Source organism: Pseudomonas sp. PA-6-3C (assembly GCF_021605825.1).
GTDB lineage: Bacteria > Pseudomonadota > Gammaproteobacteria > Pseudomonadales > Pseudomonadaceae > Aquipseudomonas > Aquipseudomonas edaphica.
In genome coordinates this window covers 151831-168671 of sequence record NZ_WKDV01000007.1, presented here as the reverse complement: position 1 = coordinate 168671, position 16841 = coordinate 151831, and the positions used below count along the sequence as shown (strand labels likewise).

Annotated in this window: 11 protein-coding genes; 8 read left to right on the top strand and 3 right to left on the bottom strand. The window is 61.8% G+C overall.

Going from position 1 to position 16841, the window contains the following annotated elements:
• Nucleotides 1-647: 647 nt before the first annotated feature.
• Nucleotides 648-1490: a hypothetical protein gene (locus GIW48_RS07560; RefSeq protein WP_236472893.1), complete on the bottom strand. Its 843-nt coding sequence runs from the start codon at nucleotides 1488-1490 to the stop codon at nucleotides 648-650.
• 626 nt (nucleotides 1491-2116) lie between these two features.
• On the opposite strand from GIW48_RS07560, the gene GIW48_RS07555 reads away from it, so the two are divergent.
• A complete protein-coding gene (locus GIW48_RS07555; RefSeq protein ID WP_236461107.1) occupies nucleotides 2117-2419 on the top strand; it encodes a DUF6124 family protein in 303 nt (100 codons plus the stop codon).
• 231 nt (nucleotides 2420-2650) lie between these two features.
• Here the strand turns inward: GIW48_RS07555 and GIW48_RS07550 are convergent, their stop codons facing one another.
• On the bottom strand, nucleotides 2651-8908 hold the full coding sequence (locus GIW48_RS07550) for a non-ribosomal peptide synthetase (RefSeq protein ID WP_236461109.1): 6258 nt from the start codon (nucleotides 8906-8908) through the stop codon (nucleotides 2651-2653).
• A gap of 504 nt (nucleotides 8909-9412) precedes the next feature.
• On the opposite strand from GIW48_RS07550, the gene GIW48_RS07545 reads away from it, so the two are divergent.
• Nucleotides 9413-10207 (top strand): helix-turn-helix transcriptional regulator, encoded by a 795-nt coding sequence (locus GIW48_RS07545; protein WP_026013880.1) that lies wholly within the window; start codon nucleotides 9413-9415, stop codon nucleotides 10205-10207.
• Nucleotides 10207-11676 carry an AdeC/AdeK/OprM family multidrug efflux complex outer membrane factor gene (gene adeC, locus GIW48_RS07540; protein ID WP_236461111.1) on the top strand — a complete coding sequence of 490 codons (1470 nt, stop codon included), beginning with the start codon at nucleotides 10207-10209 and terminating at the stop codon, nucleotides 11674-11676. Before GIW48_RS07545 ends, adeC begins: the two co-directional genes overlap by 1 nt.
• Here the strand turns inward: adeC and hpaA are convergent.
• Entirely contained in the window at nucleotides 11603-12463 is an 861-nt protein-coding gene (hpaA, locus tag GIW48_RS07535) for a 4-hydroxyphenylacetate catabolism regulatory protein HpaA (protein WP_138450176.1), read from the bottom strand. The genes adeC and hpaA overlap by 74 nt on opposite strands.
• A gap of 128 nt (nucleotides 12464-12591) precedes the next feature.
• Between hpaA and GIW48_RS07530 the strand changes: the two genes are divergently transcribed.
• The 5 genes from GIW48_RS07530 (at nucleotide 12592) to GIW48_RS07510 (ending at nucleotide 16826) form a co-directional block, all read left to right on the top strand.
• A complete protein-coding gene (locus GIW48_RS07530; protein ID WP_138450178.1) occupies nucleotides 12592-13257 on the top strand; it encodes a fumarylacetoacetate hydrolase family protein in 666 nt (221 codons plus the stop codon).
• Nucleotides 13254-14024, top strand: coding sequence for a fumarylacetoacetate hydrolase family protein (locus GIW48_RS07525; protein ID WP_138450180.1), 771 nt, complete (start codon nucleotides 13254-13256; stop codon nucleotides 14022-14024). Before GIW48_RS07530 ends, GIW48_RS07525 begins: the two co-directional genes overlap by 4 nt.
• A 5-nt stretch (nucleotides 14025-14029) precedes the next feature.
• Entirely contained in the window at nucleotides 14030-15490 is a 1461-nt protein-coding gene (gene hpaE / locus GIW48_RS07520; protein WP_236461114.1) for a 5-carboxymethyl-2-hydroxymuconate semialdehyde dehydrogenase, read from the top strand.
• Nucleotides 15491-15559: 69 nt separating this feature from the next.
• Nucleotides 15560-16417 carry a 3,4-dihydroxyphenylacetate 2,3-dioxygenase gene (gene hpaD, locus GIW48_RS07515; protein ID WP_138450184.1) on the top strand — a complete coding sequence of 286 codons (858 nt, stop codon included), beginning with the start codon at nucleotides 15560-15562 and terminating at the stop codon, nucleotides 16415-16417.
• 16 nt (nucleotides 16418-16433) lie between these two features.
• Nucleotides 16434-16826 carry a 5-carboxymethyl-2-hydroxymuconate Delta-isomerase gene (locus tag GIW48_RS07510; protein ID WP_138450186.1) on the top strand — a complete coding sequence of 131 codons (393 nt, stop codon included), beginning with the start codon at nucleotides 16434-16436 and terminating at the stop codon, nucleotides 16824-16826.
• Nucleotides 16827-16841 lie beyond the last annotated feature (15 nt).

Below are 16841 nucleotides of genomic sequence, written 5' to 3'. Positions count from 1 at the left end.
CCCACATCCACCACTACCACCGCACCCCCCTTGGCTTCCTGATCCACCAGCGTTGCCGCTATGTGATGTAAAACCAAACTCGTCATCAAAATCAAAAACAAACTCGCCAAATTCTTCAACAATATTCATTTTCTTTCTCCAGAGCATTAATATATAAGCTGTGTTTAAGCTGCTTATTAAAAGCAACAAAACCAATTTAGCCCTACTAAAAAAAAATGCAAATCTCTCGCGGCGCAGACGTAGGAAAAGTCGCGCTAGGCAATAGGAAATATCCCTCAACAAAATCAGAAGACTAACGATTGCGCACAACCGACAACAAGAAACCAACTTTCAATGACTACTTTTTATTCGTGTAGAATTAATAATTTAGAAACCACCACTCTATAAACACCCTCCGCCCCACATTAAAAAACCCATGCACAACAGAAGATGTTTTTTCAGAAAACAGGCAAGCCATCCGATAAACGGTATTACTTTTCGCTCCAACCTGATTAACTTCAAACATTCGAGCTGTGCCAATTGCAACGCAACACATCGGACATGACCGAATGAGTCCGCGACAATCACTGCACGCTCGCTGGTGTTGATTTGCGCAGTGATGCAACAGGATATTGAACGCCAGCAGTACGTGCCCGTCGGCAACACGGCTAGCGCTTCTCAAACACGGCATAACCGACATAAGCAAAATCCGACAGCCGCCGCGCTTCAGAACCGGGGTAAGTGAAATGCTCACGTGTCAGGTAAGACGCAGGAAGGTCAGGAACGTCCTCCACCCTTCCGTCTATTTCGCCGTTACTGGCCGTGGAATGGGCGCCGCCTTGCTGATCAATGAATTCAAGTAGGTGTTCAGCATTCGCGGCACTGGCTGCGCGAACATCGGCGGGTAACCGGGGGTCGTTCCAGTCACCGCCTACGAGCACTTTGAAGGCGAGCCGTTCGTTCGCGTCGAGCACGTTATCAAGTGCCTTGAACAAGGGATTCACAGTGATTGCCTGCACCGAGCGTCGGTCACCTACTGCGCGGGCGTGGGGGGCAGGCTTTGGCCAGACGAGCCCACGACCGCCCTCCCCCAGTACGCGGTAGCCTTGCCCGGCGAACTGAGTCAGGCGGTCCACCTCGGACGCAACCCCCTTTATACCCTGCACGTCCAGGCGCCCATCCCCTGGATAACTGCCTTTGACCCGGCGCAGACAAGGGTCGTTGTCGATGTGGTGGATCACCCGCGCCAGGCGATACATGGCGTCGGCGCGCGACACGGGGTCTGGGTTGGCGGCGGTAAAGTCGCCCACCTGTCGCTTCAAGTGGGTGATCAGTCTGGTTTGGCGCTCACGCCTTTGTGGGTTCCAGCCATAGGCTCGCGACATGATGCCCGTGCCCAGCATGGGGTTGTCCTTGTAGATCTGCGTCGCTGAGCGTTGATCATCCGCCGGCCGTGTTTGCCCGCGCGTCGGCAGGCTGCAGGTGTCGGCCTCAGTGCGAGGGGCAGGCAACGTCGGCGCGCGCGTCTGTATGAAAGGCTGAAAGTGTCCAAGCGTTGGGGTCATGAGCCACGTTGTCCATCAAAATCCAACGGCGTCGAAACGCTGACACCGACGTTTCAGGCGAAACTGCACAGTGTGTTGGTGGTGACGGCAAAAAAGGTTCCATCGGAACCTGCGGTTGATGGCGATCGTTCCCACGCGCAGCAAAGGAACGCCTCTTGGGACGCGCTGCGTCTCTCCACCATTGCGCACTTGCGTCGCGGGCTGCATTCCCACGCGGAGCGTGGGAACGATCAAATCGGAACCTGCGGTTGATGGCGTTTGGTCATGGTTTGTAAAGGGCCAGCAAGGCGTGTCTCTTTTAATTGCAGGACGTTTCCTAGACAATCCCTGCCGCCTTGTGCCTGTTGGAATCGATGGCTAGTCTGCGATCCGTCACTGCTCATCAGTGATCGGGTTTAGTCGCCCGCTAACATCACGCGCACGGTCTTCTACCGATTTTTATGGTGGCTGTGCGTAGGGCGCCTTCGGGTGCGCCGGGTTTCGTGATGACCGGTCGACTAACCTGCGCACAGCCGCCACCCATTCGCTTAGTCGCGACGGGTGTCGACTCCTAATCATCACGGAGTTACACCATGAAAAAAGTCGTCCCCGACCCACCCCGCAATTGCACCAAAGACCGCGCCGCCTTCAATCGCGCCATCGACCATTACCTGCCCTCCAAAGGTGTTCAAATCGAAGACCTGAGCTTCGAAGACGCCCTGCTCTACACCGCCAGCTTGCTCGACAGCGCTTCAGCGACCGCTCTCAATTGCGGCGATCTGCTGGCCAGCCCCCAGCGGGCGAAGATTCTGGCGGTGTGGCATTTGCTGGAGGTGGCCAAGACCACGGTGGACCGCTCTATCGAGTGCCTGAACCCTCCAAAACCAACTGCCTGACTGTGGTCTAAAAATGTGGGAGCTGGCTTGCCTGCGATAGCCATAGGTATCTACACAACCGGTTTTGTGGCAGGTGGGCTGTTGTGGAGAAATTGGCTGCCTTCAAACGTTGTGTAGATACCCATGCTGCGATAGCGGTGTATCAGCAACAGAGGCGTTGCCTGAACTACCGCTATCGCGGCGATGCGGCGACCCGACAAGCCCGGCTCCCACATTGCCCGCCTCCAGGCTTCAGATCCGGCGGCGGCGGTTGAGTTGGGGGATCGCGGTTTGCGGCACTTCTACGCGCTGTACCTGGGCAGTGGTGCAGGCCGCCAACTGCGCCAACGTCGGCTGGCTGAACAGGGTGCGCGCATCCACTTCCAACCCAGCCTGGCGCATCCGCGCCACCAGGTTCACGGCCAACAACGAATGCCCACCCAGCTCGAAGAAGTGGTCGTGACGCCCTACCCGCGCAAGCTTTAACACGTCGGCCCAGATGCCCGCCATCAGGGTTTCCACCTCACCCACCGGCGGCTCATACGCGCGACTCACAACCGCCTCCAACCCAGGCTCCGGCAGGGCTTTGCGGTCGAGTTTGCCAGCCGGGTTAAGCGGCCATTCATCAAGCTGCACAAAGGCCGCCGGCACCATGTATTCAGGCAACTGTTCCAACACGTACGCACGCAAGGCTTCCAGGCTTGGCGCTTGCCCGCGCAGGGTAAAGTACGCCACCAAACGCTCATCACGAATCAGCACCGCCACGTCCCGCAGCGCCGGGTGCGCGGCCAGGCGCGATTCGATTTCGCCCAGCTCCAGGCGCACGCCCCGCAGCTTGACCTGAAAGTCATTGCGCCCCAGGAACTCAAGGTTACCATCGGGCAAGTAACGCACCAGATCGCCGGTGCGATACAGCCGATCACCGGCCACAAACGGGCTGTCGATAAAGCGCTCGGCGGTCATCTGTTCCAGGCCCAAATAGCCCCGCGCAACGCCGACGCCGCCGATATGCAGTTGGCCGCTGACGCCCATGGGCACCGGCGTGTCATGTTCATCCAGCACATACAGGCGGGTGTTGTTGATCGCCCGACCAATCGGCAGTTGCACGGCCGGCACGGCGGCGCCGGGTTCCAGGGTCCAGGCGCTGCTGTCCACCGTGGCTTCGGTGGGGCCGTAGACGTTATGCAAGCGCACGTTGGGCAAGCGTGCCTGCACGCCTCGGGCCAGGGCTTCAGTGAGCTCACCGCCACCGCAGAGCACGTCGGTGAGGCTGGTGCACAGCGCGGACTCTTCCAGTTCCAGAAACTGCTGCAACATCGCCGGCACGAACTTGATCACGCTGATCTGTTGCTCGCGGATCACCTGGGCCAGGTACGCCGGTTCACGGTGCCCATCGGGCCGTGCGAGCACCAGGCGCATGCCATTGGTCAGCGGCCAGAACAGCTCCCACACCGAGCCATCGAAGCTGAACGGCGCACGTTGCAACAAGGCGCCGCCCCGGGCATTCGGGCACAACCGGGAGCCCCAGTGCATCAGGTTGCTTAAGCCTCGATGCTCGATCATCACGCCTTTGGGCGTGCCGGTGGAGCCGGAGGTGTACATCACGTAGGCCAGGTTGGCGACGCTCAAACCGGGCACTAACGGGTTGCCGATAGGCGCCTGGTTCCAGGCGCAGCGGTCGAAGTCGATTACCGGCATCGACACCTCGCCGGGCAAGTCACGGGTGGCCGCGTGTACCAGTAACGCGACGGGCTGACTGTCGCTGAGCATGTAGGCCAGGCGTTCGCGCGGGTAGCCAGGGTCCAGCGGCACATAGGCGCCGCCCGCCTTGAGGATCGCCAACAACCCCACCACCAGCTCCAGCCCGCGCTCGACGCACAGGGCCACACGCGAATCCGGCTGGACGCCGCGCTCGCGCAGGTGAAAGGCAAGCTGGTTGGCACGCTCGTTGAGCTCTCGGTAGGTCAACTGCCGTTCGCCGGCCTGCACCGCAATGGCATTGGGAATCTGCCGCGCATGGGCTTCGAACAGGGCTTGGACGGTGAGGGTTTCGGGGTAGTCGGTGTGGGTCGCATTAAAGTCCAGCAACTGCGTTTTCAGTTCGCTGGCCGGCAGCACCTGTACCTCGCGCAGGGGTGTGGTCGGCGCGTGTTCAAGGGCTTCCGCCAGGCCGCGCAACACCGTCTCGATATAATCCAGCAAGCGCTCGGCACCGACCTTGCGCGGCGCCTTGGCCGTGAGGCGAAAGCCGCTGGCGACGTCGTCGACCGTCAGCATCAGCGGGTAGCTGAGGATGTCTTCGCTGCTGAGCAGCGCAATGCCCGGCACCAGGTTCAGGTCCCTGTCCGCCGCCGTGTGCCGGTAGTTGAGCAGGCTGTTGAACAGCGGCGATGCACCGCTGCAACGCTGGGCCAGAGCCAGCGATGCCTGTTCATGGGCGACCAGCGCGCTCAGTTGCGCATGGGTGTCTGCCAGCGCAGCGACCACGCTTTGCCCGGCCAGGCGCACGCGCAGCGGCAAGGTGTTGATAAACATGCCCAAGGCACGGTCGGCGCCCTCGCCGGCTTGCAAACGGCCGAGCAACACGGTACCGAACACCACATCATCGCGGCCCGCGACCCGGCTGAGTACCTGGGCCCAGGCCAGGTGAAACAGGCTCGCGGCACTCACCCCAAGCGCTCGCGCTAGAGCGCGCAGGCGCAGGTTGAGGGCGTCTGCCAGGGGCCGTTCGGCCGCTTCGATGTCGGCGCGATTGGCCTGGCGCTCCTGCAAGCCGAACGCCAGGGTCGGCTCGTCAACGTCGGCCAGGCGCTCGCGAAAGAACGCCTCATGGGCCGCCTGGCGCGCTGCCGAACGGGTCTGCGCGACCACGTTGCGGTAAGGCACCGGTTCCGGCAATTGCGCCTGCTGGCCCAGCAGGTTGGCGCGAATTTCATCCACCAGCACAGTGGTCGAGGTGGCGTCGTTGACCAGGTGATGAAAGCGCAACTTGGCGACCCAGCGCTGGTTGTGCGGCTCCTCGGCGTAATCCAGTGCCATCAGCGGCGCCTGGCGCAGATCCAGCGGTGCGTGCTGATCCTGCAGCGGCTCGACGCGCAACTGCGCCTGGCGCCACACCACTTGCATCGGTTGTTCAAGCGCATCCCACACCAGGCTGGTGCGCAGAATATCGTGACGGTTGATCACCTGCTGCAACGCTTGGGCAAACGCCTCCAACTGCTCGCGACGGGCAAAACTGAACAGTGCATGTTGCTGATAGGGGTCGCGCGCGTCCGTGAGGTGGTGGTACAGCAAGCCCTCCTGCAACGGCGCCAGCGGGTAGATTTCCTGCACATTGGCAGCCCCACCGGGGATGCCGGCGACGATACGATCCAGGCTCGGCTGGTCGAGTTCGGCCAGTGCGAGCATGTCCGGCGTGATGTGGCTGCAACCTGGCGCAATACGATTGCCCGGCACCTGTACCTCACTGCCGCCACTGACCGCCGCCAGCGCGGCGAGCGTCGGCTGGCCGAACAACACCTGCACATCGGCATGCAAGCCGGCCTGGCGCATGCGCTGCACCAACTGCACCGCCAACAGCGAATGGCCGCCCAGTTCAAAGAAATGGTCATGGCGCCCCACTTGCTGCACCTGCAATAGCTCAGCCCAGATCTGCGCCAGAAGGGTTTCCGCGCCTTCGTACGGTGCTTCGAACTGGCGCGTGACAAAGGCTTGCTGCGTGGGCGCGGGAAGTGCCTTGCGGTCAAGCTTGCCGTTGGCAGTCAGTGGCATCGCGTGCAACTGCACATAGGCCGCCGGCAGCATGTAATCGGGCAGCGAGGCTTGCAGATGGGCACGCAACGCTTCGATTTCGACGCTGTGCCGGGCGACAAACCAAGCCAGCAGTTGCCCTTCGCGACACTGCACCACGGCTTCCTGGACCGCCGGATGGCTTGCCAGCGCGGACTCGATTTCCCCCAGTTCGATGCGCACGCCACGGATTTTCACCTGGTCGTCATTGCGGCCCAGGTACTCAAGGTTGCCGTCGGGCAGCCAGCGCGCCAGATCGCCGGTGCGGTACATCCGGCCCTCGCTGAACGGGTCATCCACAAAGCGCTCGGCGCTCAGTTCAGGCTGGTTCAGGTAACCCCGCGCCACACCCTTGCCGCCGATATACAGCTCCCCCGCCACGCCAATCGGCACCGGGCGCCGCTGTTCATCCAGCACGTACACCGTGGCATTGTCGATCGGCGCGCCGATGTGCAGCGCATGGCCCGCCTCGACGCGCCCGGAGGTGGCGACCACCGTGGCTTCAGTGGGGCCGTAGTTGTTGATCACGTCATAGGTTTGTGCGCGGCTGAAACTGCGCAGGCGGTCGCCGCCGATCAGCAGGGTGCGCAGGGTCGGGTGTTGCAGGCGCTGGCTGAAGGCGTACTCGGCCACCGGGGTCGGCAAAAAGCACACGTCCAACGGCTGCGCACGCCACCAGTTGAGCAGCGCATCAATGTCCTGGGCGTCGTCCTGTGCCGGCGGCAAGTGCAAGGTCGCGCCCACGCACAACGCCGGCCAGACTTCCCAGGCCATCGCGTCAAAACCGAAGCCGGCCACGCTGGCCGTCTGGCTGCCCGCGTGCAGGTTGAAGGCGCGGCAGTGCCAGTCCACCAGGTTCGACACGGTGTGGTGCTCAACCATCACGCCTTTGGGCAAACCGGTGGAGCCTGAGGTGTAGATCACATACGCGAGGTTCGACGGCGTGACCGCCACCGGTGGGCTGTCACTGCGGCCATGCGTCGGCAGGTCCAAACGGATTATCGGCACGTCGAGCATCGGCAGGCGCGCCAGCACGTTGTGCTGGGCCAGCACCGCCACCGGGGAACTGTCGTGCAGCAGGTAGCTCAGGCGCTCGGCCGGGTGAGCCGGGTCCACCGGTACGTAGCAGGCGCCGGCCTTGAGGATCGCCAGCAACCCGGCCACGGTGTCCAACCCGCGCCGCGCCACAATCGCCACACGGTCATCCGGCTGCACGCCATGTTCGAGCAATTGGTGGGCCAGGGCATTGGCCTGTTGATCGAGCTGGGCGTAGGTCAATTGCCGGTCCTGATGCACCGCCGCAATGGCGTCAGGCGTGCGCGCTGCTTGCGCCTCGATGCGCCGATGCAGGGTTTGCGCGCTGGCAGGCGCTTGTGCGGTGGCATTCCACTGCTGCAACCGGAGCTGTTCGGCCGGCGTCACCAAGGCAAACTCAGCCAGCGTCAACGCGGTATTCGCCAACCCCTGTTCCAGCAGCCAGGTAAAGCGCTGCGCCAACGCCTGCACCTCGTCCTCGCGAAACCACGCCTCGTTGTACACGCAGTGCAGGCAAGCAGTGTCCTGGTAACGGTTGCTGCGCAGGTGGAAGGCAATCGGCAGCGGCTCGTGGTAGTTGGAGACCTTGACCGCGCGGGCCTGGACCTGGCCGAAGCGCAGGTCGTGATCGTCCTGCTCAAAGGACACCGACAAATCAAACAACTGGCCGCGATCGGTACGGCGCAGGCCCAGTTCACGGTTCATCTCGCTCAGGGGAAAACGCTGGTGGCGAAAGTCCTGCTTGAGCTGGTCACGCACACCGCGCACTACCGCGCTGAACGGCAATTGCGCATCGAACTGGAAACGCACTGCACTGACCTGGGTGAACAAGCCCACGGTGGAACGAAAACGCGCGTTGGAACGGTTGAGAATTGGCAGCCCCACCACCCACTCTTCACGCTGGCTGGTGCGGGTGAAATACACGTACAGCGCCGCCAGCAACACATGGAAGGCCGAGGCCTGGTAACGGTTGGCGACTTGCTCCATGCGGTTGAGCAGCGCCACCGGGAACGGCTCCACCCAGGTGTTGCTCGACGCCGGGGCATTGTGGCGCGGCGTCAGCAGCGGCTCGGGCAGCACCTGGTATTTGTCCAGCCAGTACGCGCGGTCACGGGCGTAACGGGCCGATGCCTGGTAACGCAGGTCCGTGTCGATAAAGTCGATATAGGACGGGGCGTACGGCTCCGGTTGCCGCCCCTGTTCAAGGTCGGTGTACAGCCGGGCCAGGGATTGCAGCACCTGGCCAAAGCCCCAGCCATCGAGAATCAGGTGATGGGCCTGGATGCCGAGGCGGTAGTGGTCGTCATCGAGCTTGACCAGGACAAACCGCAATAACGGTTCACCACTCATCGCATAGGGCCGGGCCATTTGCGCTTGCATCAGCGCCTGGCTCGCGGCCTGCGGGTCTTGCAGCGCGCAGAAGTCGTGCCGTTGTACCTGCACCGTCAGCGCAGCGTCGAAGGTCTGTCTAGGCAAGCCGTCGGTATCGGTGTGCAACTGGGTGCGCAAGGCATCGTGCTTGGCCACCAGCAACTCGACGGCGCGCTGGATCAGTTCCGGCACCAAGGGGCCGGCGAAATCCATATAGCCGCCAATGTTGTACAGCGGCGAGTCGCCTGCTCGCAGTTGGTCGAGCCAGATGTCCTGCTGGGCGGCAGTCAGGGGGAAGCTTGGGGAATGCTTCATAAGATCCTTCTCAATAGGAGTCCGGCACGGCCGCACACGGGCCCATTTCGCCAAAATTGCCGGATTTGAGCATGGCGATCCGAAGGTGTCTGTCACCCGAAACCCGGACATTCATATGGATGGAAACGGGCTTGGCTGATGGTTGACTGCTGAAACGATTAAAGCGCTGTAGGAAATTGACTACACATGGCCGCAGTCAGTTTTTCTCAACACGCCCCAATTACTTATTTTTACTATAAATATCAATTGGTTAATCAGCTCTAATTTTTAGCCATGGTTTTTCGTTGGCGGAATTCTCCGTCTGAAACGTCGAATTAATGACGTAGTTTTTATGGCAGCTTGTGTCCCTCGTTTCCGCTACATACGTAGGACAAATCGCTATGGCTAAATAAAATCTCGAACGCCGAATGACGCTGAAGAAGAGTCACGTTCAAGGAGTACGGGCCGCCCCACACAGACCCAGGGCACCCGTTGACGGTTTTCGACATCAAGGATGAGATGGCTATGAGTCTGACTTCTAGTATTGGCGGCGCCCACAGCCCGCAGTTCTACGCCGAAATGGGTGAATTGATTTCAAACAGCGGCCAGGAAAATTTCGCCGCCAACATGCTGCATCTGGTGGATAAATGGGTGCCGATTCACTTGGTCGACCTGAGTGAATGGACACTCGACGAACTGCGTGACAGCGCGATCGATATTCAGCTGCTGGGCAGCGCCGGGTTGAAAAAACACCTGCTGGCGCCCCAGCCCGTACATGCGTTGAACGACCACCCGCTGCTACGGGAAATGCTGCGCATGCAAGACCCGTTGCTGATCCAGATGAAGGCCAAGGCCAACAGCGCACACCCACGCGGCACCTCGCACCAGTGCAACCTGGTCTCGCGCCAGGGCAACCGACGCTGCGTGATTTCGTTCTACCGCCCGCCGACCCAACAAGGCTTTTCCCTGGCAGAACTGTCGTTTCTCAAGTGCTTGTCGGACACCCTGTTGCCGTTGATGGAACGGCATGCGCGGATTTTGCGCCAGGCCCCTCACAGCCAGGCCGAACCAGCCCACAGCCAGCTGGAACAGTCACAGTTGCAGCGCGAGTTCTACAAGCGCCTGTCCCTCAGCGATATCACCCTGTCGGCGCGTGAGCAGGAGGTGTGCCTGGGCCTGTTGACCGGCGGCACCGTGCCGCAAATGGCGGAAAAACTCAGCGTGAAAAACAGCTCGATCGAAACCTACCTCAAGCGTGCCGCCGCCAAACTGGGCGTCAGCGGGCGCCATGGCCTGGCCAAATGGATGGTTGGCGCCTGATGAAAAAATTCGCCCTCACCACCGTTGGCATGGCCTGGGTGCTCGGCGGTTGCTCGCTGATCCCCGAGTATCAGCGGCCCGCTGCGCCGGTGCCGGCGCAGTACCCACAAGGCGGGGTCTACAGCCTGGCGCAAGCCGGCACTGTGGCGGTCGAGCCGGGCTGGCAGCAGTTGTTCCACGACCCGGCGCTGCAACAGCTGATTGGCGCAGCACTGGCCAATAACCGCGACCTGCGGGTAGCGGCGCTGAATGTGCAGGCGTTTCAGGCGCAGTACCGCATCCAGCGAGCGGACCTGTTCCCGGCGATATCGGCCAGCGGCGCCGGCAAACGCCAGAAAGTACCGGGCGATCTGACCGGCACCGGCAAGTCGGCGATCACTTCCAACTATTCGGCCACCCTGGGCCTGAGTGCCTATGAGCTGGATCTGTTCGGACGGGTGCGCAGCCTCAGCGAGCAGGCGATGCTCACGTATCTGGGCACCGAAGAGGCGCGGCGCAGCGCGCAACTGAGCCTGGTGGCCAACGTCGCCAATGCCTACCTGACCTGGCGCGCCGACCAGGAGCTGCTGACCCTGGCGCAGCAAACCCTGACCGCCAACGACCACAGCTGGCAGCTCACCAGCCGCAGCAAAACCGCGGGCAAGGCCTCGGCACTGGATGTGGTGCAAGCCCGCACGGCAGTAGAAAGCACCCGCGCCAGCGTGGCCCGCTATGAGCGCCAGGTCGCCCAGGATGTCAACAACCTGGCCCTGCTGGTGGGCGGCCCGGTGGATGAAAACCTGCCGTCGCGCCCGCTCGCTGATGACCTGGTGGCGCGCCTGCCCGCAGGCTTGCCCTCCGACTTGCTGCAACGGCGCCCGGATATCCTCCAGGCCGAATACCAACTGCGAGCCGCCAACGCCAATATCGGCGCGGCGCGGGCAGCATTTTTTCCGTCGGTGACGCTCACCGCCAACGCCGGCAGCACCAGCAAGGAGCTGTCGGGGCTGTTCAAGGGCGGCGCGGGCACCTGGACCTTCCAGCCGCAAATCAACCTGCCGATCTTCAACGCCGGCAGCCTGCGCGCCAGCCTCGACTACGCCAAACTGCAGAAAGACATTACGGTGGCGCAGTACGAAAAATCCATTCAAACGGCGTTTCAGGAAGTCGCCGACGGCCTCGCCGCCCGGCAAACCTTTAACGACCAGTTGGACGCGCAACGGGATTTCGTCGCCGCCAACCAGGCCTATTACGACCTGGCCCAGCACCGCTACCGCAGCGGTGTGGACAGCAACCTGACGTTCCTCGATGCGCAGCGTTCCTTGTTCAGTTCGCAGCAGGCGCTGATCGTCGATCGGCTGGCGCAACTGGTCGCGGAGGTGAACCTGTACACGGCTCTGGGCGGCGCCTGGAGCGTCAACCCAAGCCCGACTGCCGCAGCCGATATTCCCCCGGTGTCACCTGCGCATAACGAAGGAAAAACCGGCTGAAATACGCCGGGTCCTTGAACCCCAGCTGGTAGCAGATTTCATTCGCGGAGCTGCCGGTAAACAGCAGCAGACGCTTGGCTTCCTGCATCAGCCGCTCCAGGATCAGGCGCTTGGACGGCAGGTCGGCCAGGCGTCGGCACACCTCATTGAGCCGCGCTTCGGTCACGCCAATCCCCTCGGCGTAACGCGCCAGCGGCCAGTGTTCCAGGTAGTGGGCTTCGATAAGTTCGTTGAAACGATGGAAAATGCGCAGGTCTTCATGCCGTGTCGGGCGGGCCGGCAGGCTGTTGGCGCACAGACGCAGCAGGCGAATCATGATCAGGCGGGTAAGGCTCTCCAATGCGGCGGCGCGCCCTGCCCTTTGCGCGTTGATCTCGCTGCTGAGTTCCCCGAAGAGTTGATCCAGCCCTTCGGCATCGGCGGTCAGCGCCACGCAGGCGGCGCCCGATGCAAGGCTGGGGTCGGCGTCGATCAACGCCCACACCAGTTGCTGACGCACGGTCAGCACATGCCCGTCGGCATCCGGCTCCGTAACAAACGCATGGGGCACTGTGGGCGGAGTGAGGAAAAACATCGGCCCCGACTCCACGAACTGGCGGTCATCCAGGTACACCCGCACCGCGCCACTCTTGACGAAATGCACCTGGAAAAACCGGTCATGCCGATGCACGGGCATATTGCGCCCGAAAAACCCCGCCAGGTTGCCGAGCTTGTCGTAATGCACCTCGGCATCGCTGTAACGCTGGTCGTAGACCTGCCCGATGTTGATGTTCGGAATCGGTTTCACAGAACACTCTTCTTATTGTTTTGATCCCGCCGGATTTTGCCACGCTTGACGGTAGTTAACATATTAATTATAACGTTAACACATTAACGAACTGCTTATGCAGCAGTCGCCACCGCCAGGAGAAACGCATGAGCCGTACCCTGCATGATGTTGCCAGCGGCACCTTGTTCGGCGTTGCGCTGAACTACCAGGGTCTGCTGGACCAGCATCTCGCCGCCTTCCAGCAGGCGCCCTACCAGAAGCCGCCTGCCAAGCCGGTGCTGTTTATCAAGACCCCCAACACACGCAACAAGCATGGCGGTGTAGTGCTGCATCCCGCGGGCGAACGCCTGCAACCGGGGCCGGCGCTGGGCGTGGTGATCGGCCAGCGCACCAGCCGCGTCAGCCTGGAAAACGCCATGGCGCATGTGGCCGGTTATGTGGTGGTCAATGAATTCAGCCTGCCGGAAGACAGCTACTACCGCCCCGCCGTCAAAGCCAAATGCCGTGACGGGTTTTGCGCGTTAAGCGCCGAGCTGATCCCGCGTGATCAAGTTGCAAACCCTAACCAACTGAGCCTCAAGTTGTTCGTCAACGGCGAACTGCGCCAGGAAAACTCGACGACCCATTGGGTGCGCGACATCCCGCAATTGATCGCCGAGATCAGCGAGTTCATGACCCTATACCCCGGCGATGTGCTGATCACCGGCACACCGGAGGGCCGCGTGGATGTGCAGCCTGGGGACCAGGTTGAGGTTGAAATCAACGGTATCGGTCGCCTGGCCAACACCGTGCAGGCGGAGGCACACGCATGAAACACGCTCGTATCCGTTTTGAAGGCGAAACCCATCACGTACAGGTAGAGGCTGATTGCAGCGTGCGCCTCAACGACGGCCGCCTGCTCGCCGAACAACAGGTGCAATGGCTGCCACCGGCCACCGGCAGCATGTTCGCCCTGGGCCTGAACTATGCCGACCACGCTGCCGAGCTGGCCTTCACACCGCCCACCGAACCGCTGGCATTTATCAAGTCGGTGGGCACCTACACCGGCCATCGCCAAGTCACTTGGCGCCCGGATAACGTTGCCTACATGCACTACGAGTGCGAGCTGGTGGCGGTCATCGGCAAGACCGCGCGCAACGTCAAGCGCGCGGATGCCCTGGACTACCTGGCCGGTTACACGGTGTGCAACGACTATGCGGTCCGCGACTACCTGGAAAACTACTACCGCCCCAACCTGCGCGTGAAAAACCGTGACGCCACCACCCCGGTCGGCCCGTGGATCGTCGATGTCGCGGACGTGCCCGACCCGAGCAACCTGACCCTGCGCACCTGGATCAACGGTGAACTGCGTCAGGAAGGCAGCACCCGCGACATGATTTTCGATATCCCCTACCTGATCGAGTACCTCTCCAGCTTCATGACCCTGCAACCCGGCGACATGATCGCCACCGGCACGCCCGAAGGCCTGGCCGATGTGGTGCCAGGCGATGAAGTGGTGGTGGAAGTCGAAGGCGTAGGTCGCCTGGTCAACCGAATTGTCAGCGAAGCGGAGTTTTTCTCCGCCCGTAAAGAGGCGTGAGCAGCATGATCAAACACTGGATCAACGGCCGTGAGGTCGAAAGCAAAGACACCTTCATCAACTACAACCCGGCCACCGGCGAAGCCATTGGCGAAGTCGCCAGCGGCGGCGCCGAGGAAGTTGCGCAGGCCGTTGCAGCCGCCAAAGAAGCCTTCCCGAAATGGGCCAACACCCCGGCCAAAGAACGCGCCCGGCTGATGCGCAAACTGGGTGAGTTGATCGAGCAGAACGTGCCGCGCCTGGCCGAGCTGGAAACCCTCGATACCGGCTTGCCGATCCACCAGACCAAGAACGTGCTGATCCCCCGCGCATCGCACAACTTTGATTTCTTCGCCGAAGTCTGCACGCGCATGGACGGCCACAGCTACCCGGTGGACGATCAGATGCTCAACTACACCCTCTACCAGCCGGTGGGCGTGTGCGGGTTGGTGTCGCCCTGGAACGTGCCGTTCATGACCGCCACCTGGAAGACCGCGCCGTGCCTGGCGCTGGGTAACACAGCAGTGCTGAAGATGTCCGAGCTGTCGCCGCTGACCGCCAATGAACTCGGGCTCCTGGCGGTGGAAGCCGGAATTCCCAACGGCGTGCTCAACGTAATCCAGGGCTACGGCGCCACCGCCGGTGATGCACTGGTGCGCCACCCGGACGTGCGCGCTATCTCCTTCACGGGCGGCACCGCCACCGGCAAGAAGATCATGCAAACCGCCGGGCTGAAAAAGTACTCGATGGAACTGGGCGGCAAGTCGCCGGTGCTGATCTTTGAAGACGCCGACCTTGAACGCGCCCTGGATGCCGCGCTGTTCACGATCTTTTCGCTGAACGGCGAACGCTGCACCGCCGGCAGCCGGGTCTTTATCCAGGAGAGTGTCTACCCGCAGTTTGTCGCCGAGTTTGCCGCACGCGCAAAACGCTTGATCGTCGGCGACCCGCAAGACCCGAAAACCCAGGTCGGCTCGATGATCACCCAGGCGCACTACGACAAGGTCACCGGCTACATCAAGATTGGCCTGGAAGAAGGCGCCACCTTGCTCGCCGGTGGCCTGGAACGCCCGGCCAATCTGCCCGCGCATTTGAGCAAAGGCCAGTTTATCCAGCCGACCGTATTTGCCGATGTGAACAACAAGATGCGCATCGCCCAGGAAGAAATCTTCGGCCCGGTGGTGTGCCTGATTCCATTCAAGGACGAGGCCGAGGCGCTGCAACTGGCCAACGACACCGAGTACGGCCTGGCCTCGTATATCTGGACCCAGGACATCGGCAAGGCCCATCGCCTGGCGCGCGGAATTGAAGCCGGCATGGTATTTATCAACAGCCAGAACGTGCGCGACCTGCGTCAGCCGTTCGGCGGCGTCAAAGGCTCCGGTACCGGGCGCGAAGGCGGCCAGTACAGCTTTGAAGTGTTTGCCGAGATCAAGAACGTGTGCATTTCCATGGGCAGCCATCACATCCCGCGTTGGGGTGTGTAGCACCAGAGCAAGCCAGCTCCCAAAGGGGCCTCACTGGTATTACAAGAATAAGTACTCAGGAGAATGATCATGGGCGAAGTGGTTCTGGCAGCGAAGATCTGCCACGTACCGTCGATGTACCTGTCGGAGTTGCCCGGCAAACATCACGGCTGTCGCGAAGCGGCGATCGCCGGCCACAAGGAAATCGGTCGGCGCGCCCGCGAGCTGGGCGCCGACACCGCCGTGGTGTTCGACGTGCACTGGCTGGTCAACAGCGGCTATCACGTCAACTGTGGCGCGCAGTTCCAGGGCACCTACACCAGCAACGAGCTGCCGCACTTTATCAAGAACATGGAGTACGCCTACCCAGGCGACCCGCAATTGGGTGAGCTGATTGCCGCTGAAGCCAACCTCGCCGGCGTGCGCAGCATGGCCCATAACATCCCGAGCCTGGAGCTGGAATACGGCACCCTGGTGCCCATGCGCTACATGCACATGGGCGTGCCGGAGGATGAGAAATTCAAGGTCATCTCCATCGCGGCCTGGTGCGCCTGGCATCGCCTGGAGGACAGTTTCGCGTTTGGCGCCGCTGTGCGCCGGGCTATCGAAAAGAGTGATCGCAAGGTACTGGTGCTGGCTTCCGGTTCACTGTCCCACCGCTTTTCGGATGACCGCCAGGCCGAGGCGAATATCCATAACTGGACCCGTGAGTTCGACAAGCAAGTGGACCTGCACGTAGTGGAGATGTGGAAGCAAGGCCGCTTCGAGGAGTTCTGCGCGATGCTGCCCGACTACGCCGAACACTGCTTTGGCGAAGGCAAGATGCACGACACCGCCATGCTCCTGGGCCTGCTCGGGGGGCCGGACTATGCCAAGCCTGCCGAGATCATCACGCCGCCGTTCGGCAGTTCGGGCACCGGCCAGATCAACGCGATTTTCCCGCTGTAAACCTGGGAGAAAAACCATGCCGCATTTTATCGCCGAGTACACCGACAACATTGAGCAACAGGCCGATCTGCCCAGCCTGTTTGAAAAAGTCCATCACGTGCTGGGCGACACTGGCGTGTTCCCACTCGGCGGCATTCGCAGCCGTGGCGTGCGCCTGGACAGCTGGCGCATGGCTGACGGCAAGCACGACTACGCCTTTGTACACATGACCCTAAAAGTCGGCCATGGCCGCGACCTTGCCACCCGCCAGGCGGTGGCCGAAGCGCTGTTCGCGGTGATCACCGCACACTTTGCCCCGTTGCAAGCGCAACGCTTGCTGGCGCTGTCATTCGAGATGGTCGAGCTGCACCCGCAGCTCAATTTCAAGCAGAACAATGTGCATGCGTTCCTGAACAACCCGACGGGCTAAGCCCCGCCGCCCCTC

Bases quoted from the DNA above. Each gene is read 5' to 3' on its own strand.
- GIW48_RS07555 (WP_236461107.1), top strand. From the start codon at position 2,117: ATGAAAAAAGTCGTCCCCGACCCACCCCGCAATTGCACCAAAGACCGC.
- GIW48_RS07550 (WP_236461109.1), bottom strand. From the start codon at position 8,908: ATGAAGCATTCCCCAAGCTTCCCCCTGACTGCCGCCCAGCAGGACATC.
- GIW48_RS07545 (WP_026013880.1), top strand. From the start codon at position 9,413: ATGAGTCTGACTTCTAGTATTGGCGGCGCCCACAGCCCGCAGTTCTAC.
- adeC (WP_236461111.1), top strand. From the start codon at position 10,207: ATGAAAAAATTCGCCCTCACCACCGTTGGCATGGCCTGGGTGCTCGGC.
- GIW48_RS07530 (WP_138450178.1), top strand. From the start codon at position 12,592: ATGAGCCGTACCCTGCATGATGTTGCCAGCGGCACCTTGTTCGGCGTT.
- GIW48_RS07525 (WP_138450180.1), top strand. From the start codon at position 13,254: ATGAAACACGCTCGTATCCGTTTTGAAGGCGAAACCCATCACGTACAG.
- hpaE (WP_236461114.1), top strand. From the start codon at position 14,030: ATGATCAAACACTGGATCAACGGCCGTGAGGTCGAAAGCAAAGACACC.
- hpaD (WP_138450184.1), top strand. From the start codon at position 15,560: ATGGGCGAAGTGGTTCTGGCAGCGAAGATCTGCCACGTACCGTCGATG.
- GIW48_RS07510 (WP_138450186.1), top strand. From the start codon at position 16,434: ATGCCGCATTTTATCGCCGAGTACACCGACAACATTGAGCAACAGGCC.